The sequence below is a fragment of the Clostridium estertheticum subsp. estertheticum genome (genome assembly GCF_001877035.1).
GTDB classification, from domain to species: domain Bacteria; phylum Bacillota; class Clostridia; order Clostridiales; family Clostridiaceae; genus Clostridium_AD; species Clostridium_AD estertheticum.
In genome coordinates this window covers 812876-828135 of the sequence record NZ_CP015756.1, presented here as the reverse complement: position 1 = coordinate 828135, position 15260 = coordinate 812876, and the positions used below count along the sequence as shown (strand labels likewise).

The following is a 15260-nucleotide window of genomic DNA, read 5'->3' as shown; positions in this document are numbered from 1 at the left end:
GTCAAAAACTTCTAAATACACAAGTCTGCTATCATTACTTTTATGTACAGTATATAAATCTGTAATTAATTTTGTATATCTTTAAATATTTTAGAAAGATTATTTTGAAGAGATGATTTCAGATATAGAAATGTTGTATAATAGTCTTCAAATAAATGTTAAATATAAGGAGGCATATTTTCTATGAATCAATTAGTAAAAGAAAAACTAGATAGGTTGATAGCTTTATTTCAAGAAGTATCTAGTAAGTATAACTGGGAAGGATCTTTAACTAATCATTTTACTGCATTGACTTATACATTAAATAACAGAGAGTTTGATAAAGAAAAGATAAAAGATGTGAGAAAGTATATTAATCAAAATACGGGAATATTTTCTAATTATAGAGGGACTTCTAATATCATTTTATCAGCTTTGTTATCATCTAAATATGAGAGTCCAAAACATGAATTTGATAGAATACTGGATTATGATAAAAAGATAAGAAAAGCAGGATATAAGAATAATATGTATTTACCAATAGCAAGTTATGCCCTTTTAACTAGCTGTAGTGGAGAAGGAATGAATACTCTGAGAAAGATCTTTCTCATGATTGTAAACAAGAATTGAATAAGCTTTAATTTTAGCTTCATTACCAACATACAGTATATTCGATAGATTGTTGAGATTTTCAAAGCTGAGCTTATCTTTATATATTCTTGTAGAAGAATTAGTTTTTATCCTCAAAATATTCGCCACCTTTTTTATAATCTATAATATATATTATGCCGTAATAGAGCCTATAATATTAAGTTATATCAAAATAATTTAGCTTTTCAGCTAATGGCTTGTGAATTGCTTTAACATGAGTTTTTCTAGTTTCTTTACTATCAACATTTAAAGAAATTAATTTAGCATATATCTCTTCTTTCATTAAATCAGTTATATTCTTATAAAAATCCCCTCTTGGTCCATTGAATTCATCAATAGCAAGATGTGTGACAATAATTCCAGGAGAGATAGAATTTACTCTTGCTCCCTTTACACCCCCTTTCACAGATTCAGACATCACATGTTTCTCATTACAGCGCTTTGCCCTCTATATGCATGAAGGATATCCTTAATATTTTCAGACTTAAGAACTTCAAGCTTTAACAATTCCTCTGTAGGAGTTGTCGCAAGCATTGATATTTTTTTCTTCCTCAGATGGCTCACACTATAAATAATTTTTTTTAATATCTAATATATTATTGTATTTATTTATATATATACTATAATATAATTAGTGTATACATATATGTATATACACTAGTTATGTAAATGGTCCAAGTTATATAACTAGTGTATTCTTACAAGTATAAAAAATCAAAACAGAAAGTGAGATGAATTAAATGAGTAGTATTTCAAAAAGAATTGAAAGATTACCAGTCACGCCCATGCTTTGGAGAGTGCTGTTTTTAGTAGGTATCGGATGGATGTTTGATGCCATGGATCAAGGGATGGTCGCCGGTGTAATGGCTTCAATTGGAAAGGTGTGGAAACTTACTCCCACTGATTTAGGATTACTCGGCAGTGTTTCAGCAATTGGAATGGCTCTTGGTGCTGCAGCTGCTGGAATGGTTGCTGACAAATGGGGTAGAAGAACAGTCGTTACGTTTACCCTTGTGTTATACGGAATAGCTAGTATATTATCAGGCCTTGCGCCTAACTTTGGCTTATTGTTATTCTTCCGGTTTTTAACGGGATTAGGCCTCGGCGGAGAGTTGCCGGCAGCATCTACTTTGGTTAGTGAATTCTCGCCCGCTAAATCACGTGGTAGAATGGTGGTCTTGCTCGAGAGCTTCTGGGCTTGGGGATGGATCGTTGCAGCTTTAATTTCTTACCTCTTAATTCCTATTTATGGCTGGCGTATTGGCTTTTTATTGGGAGGAGTACCAGCACTGTATGCGGCCTATTTGAGAAGGAACATTCCGGAATCTCCTCAATTTTTGGAACAAAAAGGACGCTTCAAAGAGGCAGATGAAATTGTAAGTAAAATGGAGCAACAAGCCGGAGTAAAGAATGATGAAGGGGTTGTAACCAGTCCTCTAAAAAATGAGAAAATAGGTAATTCTAAGTTTTCGGATTTATGGTCTAAAGCCTATTATAAGCGTACCCTTGTCTTATGGATTTTATGGTTAGGTATTAATTTTGGTTATTATGGGTTTGTTTTATGGACTCCAACTCTCCTTGTCGGCAAAGGTTTCAGCTTAGTAAGGGGTTTCGAATTCACATTAATTATTAGCATTGCTCAGTTACCCGGATATTACAGTGCGGCATATCTAATAGAAAAGATTGGTCGTAAAGCGGTTTTAGTAAGCTACTTAGCAGGAACTGCCATGTCCGCATACTTATTTGGTCAAGCAACATCCGCAGCTACTGTGCTTGTTTTTGGATGCCTACTTTACTTTTTCAGTCTAGGAGCTTGGGGTGCGGTGTACGCTTATACTCCAGAAGTTTATCCTACACGTATTAGGGGCACCGGAACCGGTTGGGCTGCTGCAATTGGGCGTATTGGTGCCATAGCCGCTCCTTATATCGTTGGAGTGGTGTATCAAACTAAAGGTAAGCAGGCTGGCTTCACTTATGTATTTATTATGCTAACTATAGTGTTCGCAGCAGTTGCCGTAGTGGTTGCTTTTGGTGGTATTGAAACTAAAGGTAAAAGTCTAGACGAAATTGATGCATCTTAACAAATTAAAAAACCGCTCGAGTAAATTTCAAGCGGTTTTTTAATACCCATGATACAAGTGTTTTTCCATTTTAAATTTTTCCTGTAATAACCAATAGTAACACCAAATCTGTTTGCTAACGATAATTTTTCCTCTACTTATATATTGAACTTTCTCACCAACATTTTTATTATACATTCTTTCTTTTTTTACAGTAGCTTTATAATTAGAAATAGTTAATAATTATATAAATCACACGGGTATAATATCATCGCTTTTACAGGCTATAATAAACTTACATTTATGGTATAATTAAATAAATGTTTTATGATTTAATATAAAAGGGAGGCTTTGTATGGGAAGTGCAAGAGCTACTGCAATTGTTTTTACAATTATTAACTTTGCTATAATAATTGCAATTATAATAGGGATTTATAAAGCAATACAAGGGTTTAAAAATTATGTTAATAGAAATAAAGAAATGGAAAAAAAGATAGATATTATTTTAAATAACTTAGAAAATAAAAAAGATAATTAATATTTAAAGTTACATAATTTTTTTCTGTTTAATCACAAGCAACCCTATATCTTTATAGATGTGGGGTTACTTATTTTAATATTTAATATATGTTTTACGTGTTATAATTAAACAAATAAATTCGAGTTTATAATAAATGTGTAATAACTCACTAAATATTAATAGAAAGGTGAATATCACTACAGTTATAATTATAGGAATATCGTTTTTTCTCATTCGATATTTAAATCATAATTGAGCAAATCATAATCACAATAAAATATTGTCAACCCATCTCCATCAGTATATTTAAATAATTGTATATTACTCGGAATATACTCCTCAGAAGAATAATTTCTTTCAAATACCGCAACTTCAAGAGTTCCATCATTATCTATATCACCCACACTATAATAATTAGTTATATCTTCTTCATTTAAATTTGCTTTTTTTACAAGTTCTGAATCTGCATTACAAGTAGGGTTTTACAGAAAAATATAGTGTAAATTGTCGAACATGTGGTATTGTTTTGAAAAAATGGTTATAGTATAATTAATATGTAATTTTATGGACAAAACGAGAGAATAGTAAAATTACAAGAACATGCATCTAGTTATGTGAAGACGTAATTCTTGTTTTATTATAGACGAGTTTTCTGTGGAGAGCTGGTCTATTTTGCTTAAGAAAAAGCAAGAAGAAAGATTCTAAATTAAAAATAAAACCAACCATTTTATCAAATCAAAACGGAGGACAAATATGGCTATAATTGGAATAGATTTAGGAACTACAAATAGTTTAGTTGCTATTTGGAAAGATGGACGAGCACAAATTATACCTAATGTTTTAAAAAACAACTTAACACCGTCAGTTGTGAGTGTAGATGACAATAATGAAATTTTAATTGGAGATATAGCTAAAGAAAGGATTATAACACATCCAGAATTAACAGCATCTAATTTTAAGAGATTTATGGGTTCATCAAAGAAGTATAACTTAGGTTGTCATACATTTACGCCAGAGGAATTATCTTCATTTATATTAAAAAGATTAATAGAAGACGCAGAAGAATACATAGGAGAGAAAATAATAGAAGCAGTTATTAGTGTTCCTGCTTATTTCAATGATGCTCAACGTAAGGCAACTAAGAGAGCCGGAGAACTTGCAGGAATTAAAGTTGAAAGATTAATAAGTGAACCAACAGCCGCTGCTATAGCTTATGGACTACATCAAGAAAAAGATGACACACAGTTTTTAGTATTTGATTTAGGTGGAGGGACTTTTGATGTTTCAATACTTGAATTATTTGAAGGTGTTATGGAAGTTAAGTCTATAGCTGGAGATAATTATTTAGGTGGAGAGGATTTTAATAAACTACTAGTTGATTATTTCGAGAAAACTAATAAATTAGATTTAAAAAAATTAGATAAAAAAGTGAATTCAATTGTATATAAGCAAGCGGAACTTTGCAAAAAATTACTATCAAATGAAGTAAAGGCAATGATAAATTTGACTATAGATAAAAAGTTATATAATACTGAAATAGATAGAAGTAAATTCGAAAAATTGTCTTCAGATTTAATTTTAAAGTTACGCCATCCAGTTGAAAGAGCTCTTAGAGATGCTTGTATATCACCAGCAGAAATAGAAGCAATTATATTAATTGGTGGAAGTACAAGGATGCCTTTAATAAAAGCTGTGGTTACCAAAATGTTTAATAAATTGCCTTATACAAATATAAATCCAGATGAAGCAGTAGCACTTGGAGCATCAATTCAAGGAGCCTTAAAAGAAAAGCACTCCGACTTAAAGGAATTAGTATTAACCGATGTGTGTCCATATTCTCTTGGGGTAGAAATATCAAATCAACTAGATAATGGTAATTATGAAAGTGGGTATTTTCTACCCATAATTGAAAGAAATTCTCCAATTCCAATAAGTAAAGTTGAACAGCTAGTAACTATTAGGGATAATCAAACTAAATTATTAATTAAAATATATCAAGGTGAAAGCAGACGTGTAGTAAATAATATAGAACTTGGAGAATTGGAAATTCCAGTGCCACGAGGTAAAGCAGGAGAATATGTTGTTGCGCTTAGATATACTTATGATATAAATGGACTATTAGAAATAGAAGCGACTATATTAAGTACAGGAGAAACAGAAACTCTAATTATTGAAAATTCTCCAGGGTACATGTCACAAGAAGATATAAAAAAGCGTATGATATCGCTTAAGGATATAAAAATCCACCCAAGAGATAGGACAGAAAATAGATTGCTTTTAGCTAGAGGTGAAAGATTATATGAAGAATCCTTGGGGGATAAGCGAGAATATATATCAAAATTATTAAATGAATTTGAGAGTATCTTATCTACTCAAGATACTAGAGTAATAGAAAAAAACTTAAAAGTATTTACCCAAAGATTGAATGAGTTGGAGGAATATTATTAATTATGAAATGGTGGGATGTATTAAAAATACCTTATGATAGCGATTTAAAAACCATAAAAAGGGCTTATGCCAAATTATTAAAAGTTCATAATCCAGAAAATGATGCAAAAGGATATCAAAAACTTAGAGAATCATATGATGAGGCTGTAAAATTTGCAAAGAGGAATGGTAAATATCAAAATGTTCAAGAAGGTAGTTATAGTAAAGATGATGGAAATACATCTGAAAAGTATCTTAATGAGTATATTATACCTAGTCAAGATTTAAGTACTAATATTAGTTATGAAGAAAAGCAAGCTGATAATATTAATTCAAATAAAGAAATAAATGATTTTTTTAGTAGATTAAATGAAATTTATAATGATATTTCCTTAAGAATAAATCTTAAATCTTGGAAAGAATTATTGAATTTCAATGGAATTTGGAATGCTTATAGTTTTGAAGTTATAGAAGAAAGAATGTTTGAATTTTTAATAAACCATAAATATTTGTCTTCTGAAGTATGGTCGCTGTTAGATAATAATTTCAATTGGACAAATAATGAGATTAAGTTATATGATAAATATCATACAGATAAAGTTGAAGAATTCTTTAAAAATCTTAGGAATTCTAATAATCTTAAATATGATTATTTAGGGTCTTTGAATTCTGATTTTGCTGATAAATACTTGTATTTAAGAGAAAATGGAAGAGAATTATTATATGAAACTGGATATAAAAAAGATTATTATGAAATACAAAAGTCTTTATTTTCTGCTTATGATATTTTTAAAAAAGATCCAGAGTTATTAAGATTAATAGGAACTCTATACCATGATACTGGAAATTTTAATAAGGCATTAGAGTATTTGGAACAAGCTTTTGCAATAAATGAGTATGATTTAGAGAGTGCATTATTTATCGGAGGGATTTTAGGGGCGGATGGGAGATTTAGTGAGGCACTACCATATCTAAAATTATATTTATCTTTCAATAAAAATCAAGAACTAGCATTAAATAATATAGGATACTGTTATTATTATACTAATAATTTTATGATGGCAAGAGAGATTTTTAAAAAATATATAGAAATTTGTGGGAATAATAAAAGAATAGCAAAGTGTCTAAAAAATATAGAATTAAAACTTGAAGGAAAGAATGTCAAGATAATAAGATTTAAAAAATATAAGCCTAGGAAGAAAAAAATAGCTCCAAAGAAAATCAAAAAACCAGTAACTAAAGAGTCTGTGAGAAAAGCAAAATTTATCTACACTATAATTTTAATACTATTAGTTTCTGTAGTTTTCGCATTAAGTTTCGTATTTGGAAATAGAAATATAAAAAAGGACAATACTACTAAAATTAGTAATACTACTCAATCTAGTAATAAAGAAAGTTATAAAATATTTAATGATGTAAAGTCAGCAAAAGAATTTAAAGATTTAGATTTCAGAACAAATGTAGAGGTATATTTAAAAAATGTTAAGCCAATAAAATATTATAAAATATCAGAATCACTGGACAATAAAGTTATATTTTCTGAAAATCAAATAAATGAAAAGAAATTATGGAATAAGGTTGAGTCTCAACTATACCTTGGAGAATTTGATGGTGTTGTAATACCTTTTGAAGATAAAAATTGTTCAAATAAAACTATTGATAAAAATGGAGGATATAAAGTTAAAGGATCAAAAACTTGGTTTGATGCTGAACAATCTAGACAAATTCATACCAAATATAGCTCATTTTATGATAGTAAAAACAGTTTTGTAGTAGGAGAATATATTGATACTTCACAAATCGAAATCAATAAAGCAATAAGAGGCGCTAAGTTAATAAAGATAAGAGGTAATTATGAAATTAAGGTCTTAGAAACGGCTCAAGATTTTAAAGATACTATGTATTCAGGAACTCAATCAGTACATTTAACTAATATTATTCCACTAGATCTATATTTTGTTAAGTATAATAAAAACAAGTCATATGGTCACTTTAATAAAAAGGCAATGGATGAAAAAAAATTATGGGATGAAACTTACACTCAGGCTTATTCTGGAACAGTTGGTGAGTTGAACATAATGTTTTTGGATTTAAATTTCTCAAGAAATTTAATCAAATCAGGAGGGTATACCGTTGAAGGATTTGTATATGGGATTTATGATGAGTTTAGGAGTGTAAAAACTGAGGATGGGCAAAATGTTGATAAGGTTAATCTTTACTGTACATATATAGATAATACCAGATAAATTTAAATGAAGTATCTAAATGAGGGGTGATTTAAAATGAGTTTTCCAGAACAATTACAGATACTTAGAAAAGAAAAAGGATTATCACAAGAGAAATTAGCTGAAATTCTTGGTATATCAAGGCAAGCAGTTGCAAAGTGGGAAGTTGGGCATTCATACCCCGACATTGCAAGACTAATTGCATTAAGTGATTTCTTTAAAGTAAGTATTGATAAATTAGTTAATGATTATGAAGAAAATTGTCGTTTATGTATAAAAGTGAAAAAAGTTGATTCTACACATGAAAAAATAGTAGAATTTTTACGTAATGCCAAAAGAGCTACGTATGCAGGAGATGGTATCGAAATTGAATCTTCAAGACCTAATTCACATGATTTAGAGTATACAGAAGGAAATCTAAAGTATATTGATACCTATTTAGGAAGGGAGCAATTTGGAGGAGAAGAAGCTTTATGGGAAGATGACATTCCATTTTGGTCAATGAATTATACAGGCAGAATTATTGGAAAAGGTTTTTCAGGAAAATTTTTAAAAGAAGCATTAAGTTTAGTACCAGAGGAAAATCCTTATCGTGGACCTATGGTATATCAAAATGGTCAATATAAATATCATTGCATTGTTAATGGAGACTTTGAGTGGTTTCAAGGTTACGAGGAAATTTATTTTAATGATTCAAAGGTATATGAATGCTTTTTCCATGGTGGAATTATTAAATAACAGATTAATTAGATATTATTTTTAGTTAAATCATCACCTTCGGTGCTGCAATCTTAATATAGGAGAATGTATAATGAATTTATGTAGAAATAACAATGATTCTTTAAAACAATATTTTAAAGAATCATTGTTATGTAAAAACTAACGAATCTAACTCAATGGTAATTAGTGTAGGGACCTAAATCCGTCATTCATGCCCTAAACGTGCTTTTTCCAAGGCATTTAAGTCAAACTTTTTCATTTTGAGAAAAGCCTCTGTCACTCTTTTAATTTCATCTTTTGTGCCATTAAGCAAGATTTCATCCATATTGTATGGAACAATTTGCCACGATAAGCCAAATTTGTCCTTGACCCATCCACATTGCTCTGCCTCAGGTATTGCAGAGAGTTTATCCCAATAGTAATCAATTTCCTTTTGATCATCACAATTTACAATGAGTGAAAATGCCTCGTTGAAATTGAACTCTACATCAAATCCATTATCCATTGCTGAAAAATCAATACCACAAAGCTTAAAAGCAGCATAATTTATCCGAGCTTTTGATGACTTTGCTTCACCATTTCCATATTTGCTTATTATTCCTATTTGGGAATTTTCGAAAACTTCAGTGTAATATTTCACTGCTTCTTCGGCCTTCCCACATGCATCATTTGAAAAAAGTAAATTTGTTGTAATCTTCTGGACCATTTCACCACTATCAACAAGCATTAACTGCCAAGACAACCCATATCGATCTTGAATCCAGCCGTACCACTTGCTAAATGGATATTCACCCAGGGGCATAAGTTCAGTGCCACCTTCAGATAATGCTTTCCATTTAGTATTAACCTCCTCTAAGGATGTACAAGCTACCATCAAGGAAATTGATGGGTTAAATTTGAAGTAAGGACCTGCACTTATTGCCGCAAATGTTTGCCCAGCTAATTCAAAGTTTACAATTTCCGCATCTCCTGAAGGAGTATCTCCAATAACTGTTACGTTTAAAATCTTTGATTCGTCAAATAAACTGATATAGAACTCGGCTGCTTCTTTAGCTTCTTTGTCGTACCATAAATGAGGAACTATTTTTTGCATATTGTTCTCCTTTCTTAATCATCATTATAAAAAATTTCACGCTTTGCATTATTACTACAATTCATATAATTAATATGTTGTGCCTTTAATCGTATGCAATTAACCTTCGATCTTTAATATTTCCTTTTGAACTTTTTTTAATGCCTTCTTAGTTCCTCTGGGTACAAATCCTCAGCCTTCAAATTCCGTATCATGTTAGATAAATCCATTTATTTGTTGAATTTGCTGAGATAACGGTATAAAAATAATTGTTCTTTTTTATTACCTTAATAATATATATATACTAAATCAGTTAATATAAATGAATAAAAATCATTCTTCCAATTAAATGTTTGAAATATAACAATTAAAAAACTGCTTATCAATCCAAAATAATTGAATTTTAAATAAATAGCATAAAAAATAAAATATAATGGAGGTTTTTATAATGAGTGCAAAATATATACCAGAACCATTTAGAATCAAGATGGTAGAGACTATTAGGATGCTTACACGAGAGGAAAGAAAACAAAAAATTGCTGAAGCAAAATACAATATGTTTAACCTTAGGGGTGAAGATGTTTATATTGATTTATTAACAGATAGTGGAACTAATGCAATGAGTGCAGAACAATGGGCTGGTGTCATGAGAGGTGACGAAGCCTATGCTGGTTCATCAAGTTACTATAAACTTGTAGAAGCAGGACAAGACATTTTTGGATATAAATTTATTCAGCCAGTTCATCAAGGCCGTGCAGCAGAGAAGGTTATGTTTGGATTATTATTAGAAAAGGGTAAATACTCTATCTCTAATACGTTCTTTGATACAACAAGAGCACACGTAGAAGCAACAGGTGCAAGAGCGATTGATTGTGTTGTTGATGTAGCTAAAGATCCAGCTAAAAGAGCACCTTTCAAAGGAAATATGAATGTTGAAAAATTAGAATCCCTAATTAAAGAGTACGGTGCTGATAAGATTGGTCTTGTTGTTATGACAGTTACAAACAATTCAGCGGGTGGTCAGCCAGTATCTGTAGAAAATGTAAGAGAAACATCAAATGTTTGTAAAAAATATGGTATTAAGTTATGCATCGACGCTGCACGTTATGCTGAAAATGCTTACTTTGTAAAATTAAGAGAAAAAGGATATGCAACTAAATCAATTAAAGAGATTGTAAAAGAAATGTTTAGTTATGCAGATATGTTTACAATGAGTGCTAAGAAAGACACAATTGTCAACATGGGTGGGTTAATCGGCATTAAAGATGATAGAGAATTATTCCAACTTTGCAAAGCACGCACAATTTTATTTGAGGGTTTTATTACTTATGGTGGTCTTTCAGGTCGTGATCTTGAGAGTTTAGCAATTGGTCTTTATGAAGGACTTGATGAAGAGTACCTAAAATATCGTAATGGACAAATGGAGTATCTTGCAGGAAGACTTGATGAGGCAGGTATTACATACCAGTCACCAGTAGGCGGCCATGGTGTGTTTGTAGATGCAAAGGCATTGCTACCCCAAATTCCGTACTATGAATTCCCAGGGCAAGCTCTTGGAGTTGAGCTTTACATCGAAGCTGGAATTCGTGCATGTGATATTGGATCTTATATGTTAGGAAATGACCCTGATACAGGAAAACAATTAAAATCAGAATTTGAGTTTACGCGTCTAGCAATTCCACGTCGTGTTTATACTCAATCACATATTGATATTATGGCAGATGCTTTGATTGCAATTAAAGCAAGGTCAAGTGAAATAACGGGTTACAAAATTACATGGGAGCCTTCTGTTCTTAGACATTTTCAAGCAAGTCTTGAACCAGTTAAAAAATAAAAGACGACATGCAGGAACTTCCAGTTTCTGTTATAACCTCAGAGGTTGTGACAATAACCTCTGAGGTTATTGTTCTCTTTGAGCTTATATTTCTTCAAGTAATCCATCGTTATCTATATCACCCAAACTATATTAATTAGATGGAAGGCATTGTATAGGCATATATGAAAAATATGATCTATCCCATTGGGTAAAACAAATGAGCGTACTATTTACCTAAAGAAAATATATAAGAAAGCAAATTAACTTTAGATTGTAATGACCTTAGAGTTACTATTAATTCACGAACTTCATTAGGGACTTTTAAATCATTTTTTAAAATATAAAAAGAAATTTTCTCTGCTAAATTACTTACTAAAGGTCTATAATTATCTCCAGTACATAATTTATTATTATATTCATTTAATAAATCAACTAATTGTCTATCATGATTAGTATCTAATTTTTTTAATGTATTTTCTATAGCTTCTATACTTTGTTTAGAATATTTCATTTTCAGCACTCCCTATATAATGTGAATTGTACTTAGCATAGTTAATATATTGTTTTTTCCAAACATGATTATTTTTCTTGATTGATTAAACTTTCTACATCGCTTATTACTGCTTTTAACATTGATATTGGTCTCCACAGGTTGCCATACATACCATCAAGACCATATTCTTTATTAAAGTTTGGTTCTCTCACCATATTCGGACCCACTAACCAACCTTCTATAAATGCGACGTTACCATTAAAAAAAATTTTTAGACACAGTACCCAATTAAATTGGTTAAGTGTGTTATTAGTAAAGAATGTTTCATTATTTACACTAATTTGTTTAAAATCTTTTTTATTTAAGTAATCATAAACAGAATTTATTAGATTATTTGGATTTGAAGAATTAAATTGAATTTGATTGATATATCTCTTATTACTCATTTATTTCGCTCCTCTTTAAAATTAAATTTTATGTTGATATAAATTACGAATATGACTACGCTAATGGTAATTATAGCATATTATTATGGTAATATAAGGTTATTTTTGTGCTTCTTAGCCAGTTTTTTTTACAATTTCATCATATTCTACTCGGCTAGGCTTGTAATAACCGATAGTATGACCAAATCGATTTGCTAACGATAATTTTTCCTACATAGTAAGTTAAAGGAACTGGATGTAGACAACTATATATCAGGGTAATATTTTAATAATAATCTCCAAAAATAATTTAAATAATGATATACTAAAAATAAACTGTAATTGTAATCAATATAAATTTGAATAGTATAGTGGAGGGGGAACTTAAATTGGATAATAATAAAGTAATTAGAACATTAACTATATACGGGAATTCTTTGAAGAAATTGTATAAATTTGTTCCAGAAAATTGTATAAAAGCTACTCCATATACAATATCAGATGTGTTAAAATATGACTTAGAAGTAAATATAAATGGAGTTATATTCACTGGAAAAGACGATAGTTCCTACATAGTTATAAATAGCTCTAATAGATATTATACAAAAGAGGAATTAATTGCTTTTCAAAAGATAGCTGTAAAATGTTATACGTACCCATTTGGAGGCCTAGAAATTTCTTTTGGATTAAATATTTTTACCAATGACAAAACAGAAAAAACAATAACGGCTCTTTTAAATAAATATAAAATAGAACCTTTGTTAGATAGTTTGGATTCAGAAGGTCGTATAGAATTAAGGATTTCAAACGTGAAATACTTTGCTACACAGTCTTTTATAAATTTTATTTTAGAATTGCAAACATTAACCCATTTATTAGCAACATAGATTGTTCGTTTCACTTCCAAACTATGTAAGTGGTCAGACCCTTGGGTACATATGTATAAAAATGTACTTCATTATCTTTAATTGTAAATAGTAAATTTAATAACACAGAAAAACCTCTATATTATTTATTTAATATAGAGGCTGTTTATTTATTTCTAGGTTTTATTATTATTAATTATATTAAAATTAATCAACCCTTCTGTTTTTATAATAATATTCTTTATCACGTTCATTTATATCCCTTAATACACGGCATGGATTTCCTACAGCAATTACATTTTCAGGAATGTCATGAGTGACAACACTTCCAGCGCCTATAACTGAATTATCCCCTATAGTAATGCCTGGTAAAATCACTACATTTGAACCTATCCATACATCGTTACCAATTCTTACGGGAATTGAAAACTGAGTACCTGGTCTGCGAAGATTTGGATCAACGGGATGTCCTGTTGGTGTTATTGTTACATTAGGTGCTATCATTACATGCTCACCTATATAAACATCAATATCATCTACAATTACAAGATTAAAATTAGCATAAAAATGATTGCCAATATGCACATTCGTACCATAAGCCATATGAACTGGTGGTTCAATCCAAATATCCTCACCCATATCACCCAATAATTTTTTCAGCAAATCTTTCCTTTCGATTTCTTCATTTGGACGTGTATTGTTATAATCATATAATAATTCTTTACACCGTATGCGTTCCTCGTCAAGTCCCTCCCCCACATCTACATACAACATACCATTTTTCATTTTCTCTCTAATTGTCATAATAACCTCCCCTTCATAATTTATAATATCTATTTCAATTAATTCCTTGTTTTCAATTAGTTCAGGATATTTACTTTTAATAAAATATGGGAGATATTCAGATGCATGTTCACTGGATTCAGCAATATAATATCTACCTTCTATAATTTATTATCAGCATAAATATCTCATAAATATAAATTTAATACTAACACTATATATTATAAAATATTTTCATATAAAAAGAATGGTTTTATATAAGATGAACATGGTATAATCTCAGATATATTGTATAAATTGTGGAGGGGTGAAACCGTTTTGTTTAATAAAAATGAATTTACAGGATTTAAAAGTCCATTAGATGAAAGCATGGATTTAATAGTATATCATTATGGTATGGAAAATTGTAAACCAAGTCACTCCTATGGACCGGCTCTTAGAGACCATTTCCTATTACATTATATAATTAGTGGAAGTGGTCTATTTGAATTAGATGGGAAATCTTATACTCTATATGCAAATCAAGGTTTTTTAATATGTCCAGATGTAATTACCTATTATGAAGCGAGTAGCAAAGACCCTTGGATTTATACTTGGATTGGATTTAGAGGAATAAAGGCTGAGACCTTCTTAAAGAATATTAAATTAGATAAAGACAATCCAGTTTTCAAATGCAAAGGTGATATTATTAAGAAATGCTTTGAAGAAATTAGGCATTCTAGCACTTATAAATTAGGGTATGAACTTCGCTTGCAAGGATATTTAAATATATTACTTTCAGAGCTCACAGAGCAATCAGAAGCGCCTAAAACAAAAGGAGATGGGCAGAAAAAAAACTACATAAAAAAATCCATTCAATTTATTGAAACTAATTATTCTGGCAGCATGTCTATTGAATCATTAGCAAGTTATATCGGCCTTAATAAAAATTATTTTAGCACTATATTTAGTGAATTATTAGGAATTCCACCCCAAGAATACCTAATAAAATATAGGGTTAATAAAGCCTGCAAACTATTAAGTAATAAAGATTTAACTATAAGCGAGATTTCACGTTCCGTTGGATATGATGATCCTCTTGGATTCTCAAAGATATTTAAACAAATAAAAGGGGTTTCACCAAAATCTTATAGACAGGCTCTATTATAAAAAAATACAAGTTCATCTCCTCCTCACAAAGACACCCGGGCGTCATGAACAATTTGATATCAAATAAAAATGAT

General features: G+C 30.1%; 15 protein-coding genes and 1 pseudogene. 9 read left to right on the top strand and 7 right to left on the bottom strand.

Annotated elements, in window-relative coordinates:
- The first annotated feature begins 183 nt into the window (after positions 1–183).
- Entirely contained in the window at positions 184–609 is a 426-nt protein-coding gene (locus A7L45_RS03960) for a DUF4003 family protein (protein WP_071611557.1), read from the top strand.
- A gap of 313 nt (positions 610–922) precedes the next feature.
- Here A7L45_RS03960 and A7L45_RS03955 read toward each other — a convergent pair.
- A pseudogene (locus A7L45_RS03955) lies at positions 923–1161 on the bottom strand (SDR family oxidoreductase); the annotation flags it as partial.
- A gap of 209 nt (positions 1162–1370) precedes the next feature.
- Between A7L45_RS03955 and A7L45_RS03950 the strand changes: the two are divergent.
- Together A7L45_RS03950 and A7L45_RS03945 are read left to right on the top strand one after the other, a co-directional pair.
- Positions 1371–2711, top strand: coding sequence for an MFS transporter (locus tag A7L45_RS03950; RefSeq protein ID WP_071611556.1), 1341 nt, complete (start codon positions 1371–1373; stop codon positions 2709–2711).
- A 334-nt stretch (positions 2712–3045) separates the two neighbouring features.
- Complete coding sequence (locus tag A7L45_RS03945) at positions 3046–3228, top strand: hypothetical protein (protein ID WP_071611555.1); 183 nt, start codon at positions 3046–3048, stop codon at positions 3226–3228.
- 212 nt (positions 3229–3440) lie between these two features.
- Here A7L45_RS03945 and A7L45_RS23445 read toward each other — a convergent pair whose 3' ends face one another.
- On the bottom strand, positions 3441–3614 hold the full coding sequence (locus tag A7L45_RS23445) for a hypothetical protein (protein WP_170288040.1): 174 nt from the start codon (positions 3612–3614) through the stop codon (positions 3441–3443).
- Positions 3615–3963: 349 nt separating this feature from the next.
- Here A7L45_RS23445 and A7L45_RS03940 point away from each other — a divergent pair, with 349 nt between their 5' ends.
- The 3 genes from A7L45_RS03940 to A7L45_RS03930 are packed head-to-tail and all read left to right on the top strand — an operon-like array spanning position 3964 to position 8600.
- On the top strand, positions 3964–5658 hold the full coding sequence (locus A7L45_RS03940; RefSeq protein WP_071611554.1) for a molecular chaperone HscC: 1695 nt from the start codon (positions 3964–3966) through the stop codon (positions 5656–5658).
- A 2-nt stretch (positions 5659–5660) separates the two neighbouring features.
- Entirely contained in the window at positions 5661–7883 is a 2223-nt protein-coding gene (locus A7L45_RS03935; RefSeq protein ID WP_071611553.1) for a tetratricopeptide repeat protein, read from the top strand.
- Between the two features lie 36 nt (positions 7884–7919).
- A complete protein-coding gene (locus A7L45_RS03930) occupies positions 7920–8600 on the top strand; it encodes a DUF5680 domain-containing protein (protein WP_071611552.1) in 681 nt (226 codons plus the stop codon).
- 187 nt (positions 8601–8787) lie between these two features.
- On the opposite strand, the gene A7L45_RS03925 is transcribed toward A7L45_RS03930, so the two are convergent.
- Entirely contained in the window at positions 8788–9675 is an 888-nt protein-coding gene (locus tag A7L45_RS03925; RefSeq protein WP_071611551.1) for a VOC family protein, read from the bottom strand.
- A gap of 427 nt (positions 9676–10102) precedes the next feature.
- Here A7L45_RS03925 and A7L45_RS03920 point away from each other — a divergent pair, with 427 nt between their 5' ends.
- Positions 10103–11488 (top strand): tryptophanase, encoded by a 1386-nt coding sequence (locus tag A7L45_RS03920; protein WP_071611550.1) that lies wholly within the window; start codon positions 10103–10105, stop codon positions 11486–11488.
- A gap of 208 nt (positions 11489–11696) precedes the next feature.
- Here the strand turns inward: A7L45_RS03920 and A7L45_RS03915 are convergent, their stop codons facing one another.
- The 3 genes from A7L45_RS03915 to A7L45_RS23680 all read right to left on the bottom strand — a co-directional run bounded on the left by A7L45_RS03915 (position 11697) and on the right by A7L45_RS23680 (position 12583).
- A complete protein-coding gene (locus A7L45_RS03915) occupies positions 11697–11981 on the bottom strand; it encodes a bacteriocin immunity protein (protein ID WP_071611549.1) in 285 nt (94 codons plus the stop codon).
- A gap of 68 nt (positions 11982–12049) precedes the next feature.
- Positions 12050–12409 carry a hypothetical protein gene (locus A7L45_RS03910; protein ID WP_071611548.1) on the bottom strand — a complete coding sequence of 120 codons (360 nt, stop codon included), beginning with the start codon at positions 12407–12409 and terminating at the stop codon, positions 12050–12052.
- Positions 12410–12523: 114 nt separating this feature from the next.
- Positions 12524–12583 (bottom strand): hypothetical protein, encoded by a 60-nt coding sequence (locus A7L45_RS23680; RefSeq protein WP_236900479.1) that lies wholly within the window; start codon positions 12581–12583, stop codon positions 12524–12526.
- A gap of 194 nt (positions 12584–12777) precedes the next feature.
- Between A7L45_RS23680 and A7L45_RS03905 the strand changes: the two genes are divergently transcribed.
- A complete protein-coding gene (locus tag A7L45_RS03905) occupies positions 12778–13275 on the top strand; it encodes a hypothetical protein (protein WP_224616774.1) in 498 nt (165 codons plus the stop codon).
- A 186-nt stretch (positions 13276–13461) separates the two neighbouring features.
- Here A7L45_RS03905 and A7L45_RS03900 read toward each other — a convergent pair whose 3' ends face one another.
- The gene (locus A7L45_RS03900; RefSeq protein ID WP_071611546.1) at positions 13462–14058 is read right to left on the bottom strand and encodes a maltose acetyltransferase domain-containing protein; all 597 of its coding nucleotides are present in this window, start codon (positions 14056–14058) and stop codon (positions 13462–13464) included.
- Between the two features lie 297 nt (positions 14059–14355).
- Here A7L45_RS03900 and A7L45_RS03895 point away from each other — a divergent pair, with 297 nt between their 5' ends.
- Complete coding sequence (locus tag A7L45_RS03895; protein WP_318011219.1) at positions 14356–15186, top strand: AraC family transcriptional regulator; 831 nt, start codon at positions 14356–14358, stop codon at positions 15184–15186.
- The last annotated feature ends 74 nt before the right edge of the window (positions 15187–15260 follow it).

Coding starts and splice junctions, on each gene's coding strand:
- A7L45_RS03960 (WP_071611557.1), top strand. CDS start 184: ATGAATCAATTAGTAAAAGAAAAACTAGATAGGTTGATAGCTTTATTT.
- A7L45_RS03950 (WP_071611556.1), top strand. CDS start 1,371: ATGAGTAGTATTTCAAAAAGAATTGAAAGATTACCAGTCACGCCCATG.
- A7L45_RS03945 (WP_071611555.1), top strand. CDS start 3,046: ATGGGAAGTGCAAGAGCTACTGCAATTGTTTTTACAATTATTAACTTT.
- A7L45_RS03940 (WP_071611554.1), top strand. CDS start 3,964: ATGGCTATAATTGGAATAGATTTAGGAACTACAAATAGTTTAGTTGCT.
- A7L45_RS03935 (WP_071611553.1), top strand. CDS start 5,661: ATGAAATGGTGGGATGTATTAAAAATACCTTATGATAGCGATTTAAAA.
- A7L45_RS03930 (WP_071611552.1), top strand. CDS start 7,920: ATGAGTTTTCCAGAACAATTACAGATACTTAGAAAAGAAAAAGGATTA.
- A7L45_RS03925 (WP_071611551.1), bottom strand. CDS start 9,675: ATGCAAAAAATAGTTCCTCATTTATGGTACGACAAAGAAGCTAAAGAA.
- A7L45_RS03920 (WP_071611550.1), top strand. CDS start 10,103: ATGAGTGCAAAATATATACCAGAACCATTTAGAATCAAGATGGTAGAG.
- A7L45_RS03915 (WP_071611549.1), bottom strand. CDS start 11,981: ATGAAATATTCTAAACAAAGTATAGAAGCTATAGAAAATACATTAAAA.
- A7L45_RS03910 (WP_071611548.1), bottom strand. CDS start 12,409: ATGAGTAATAAGAGATATATCAATCAAATTCAATTTAATTCTTCAAAT.
- A7L45_RS03900 (WP_071611546.1), bottom strand. CDS start 14,058: ATGACAATTAGAGAGAAAATGAAAAATGGTATGTTGTATGTAGATGTG.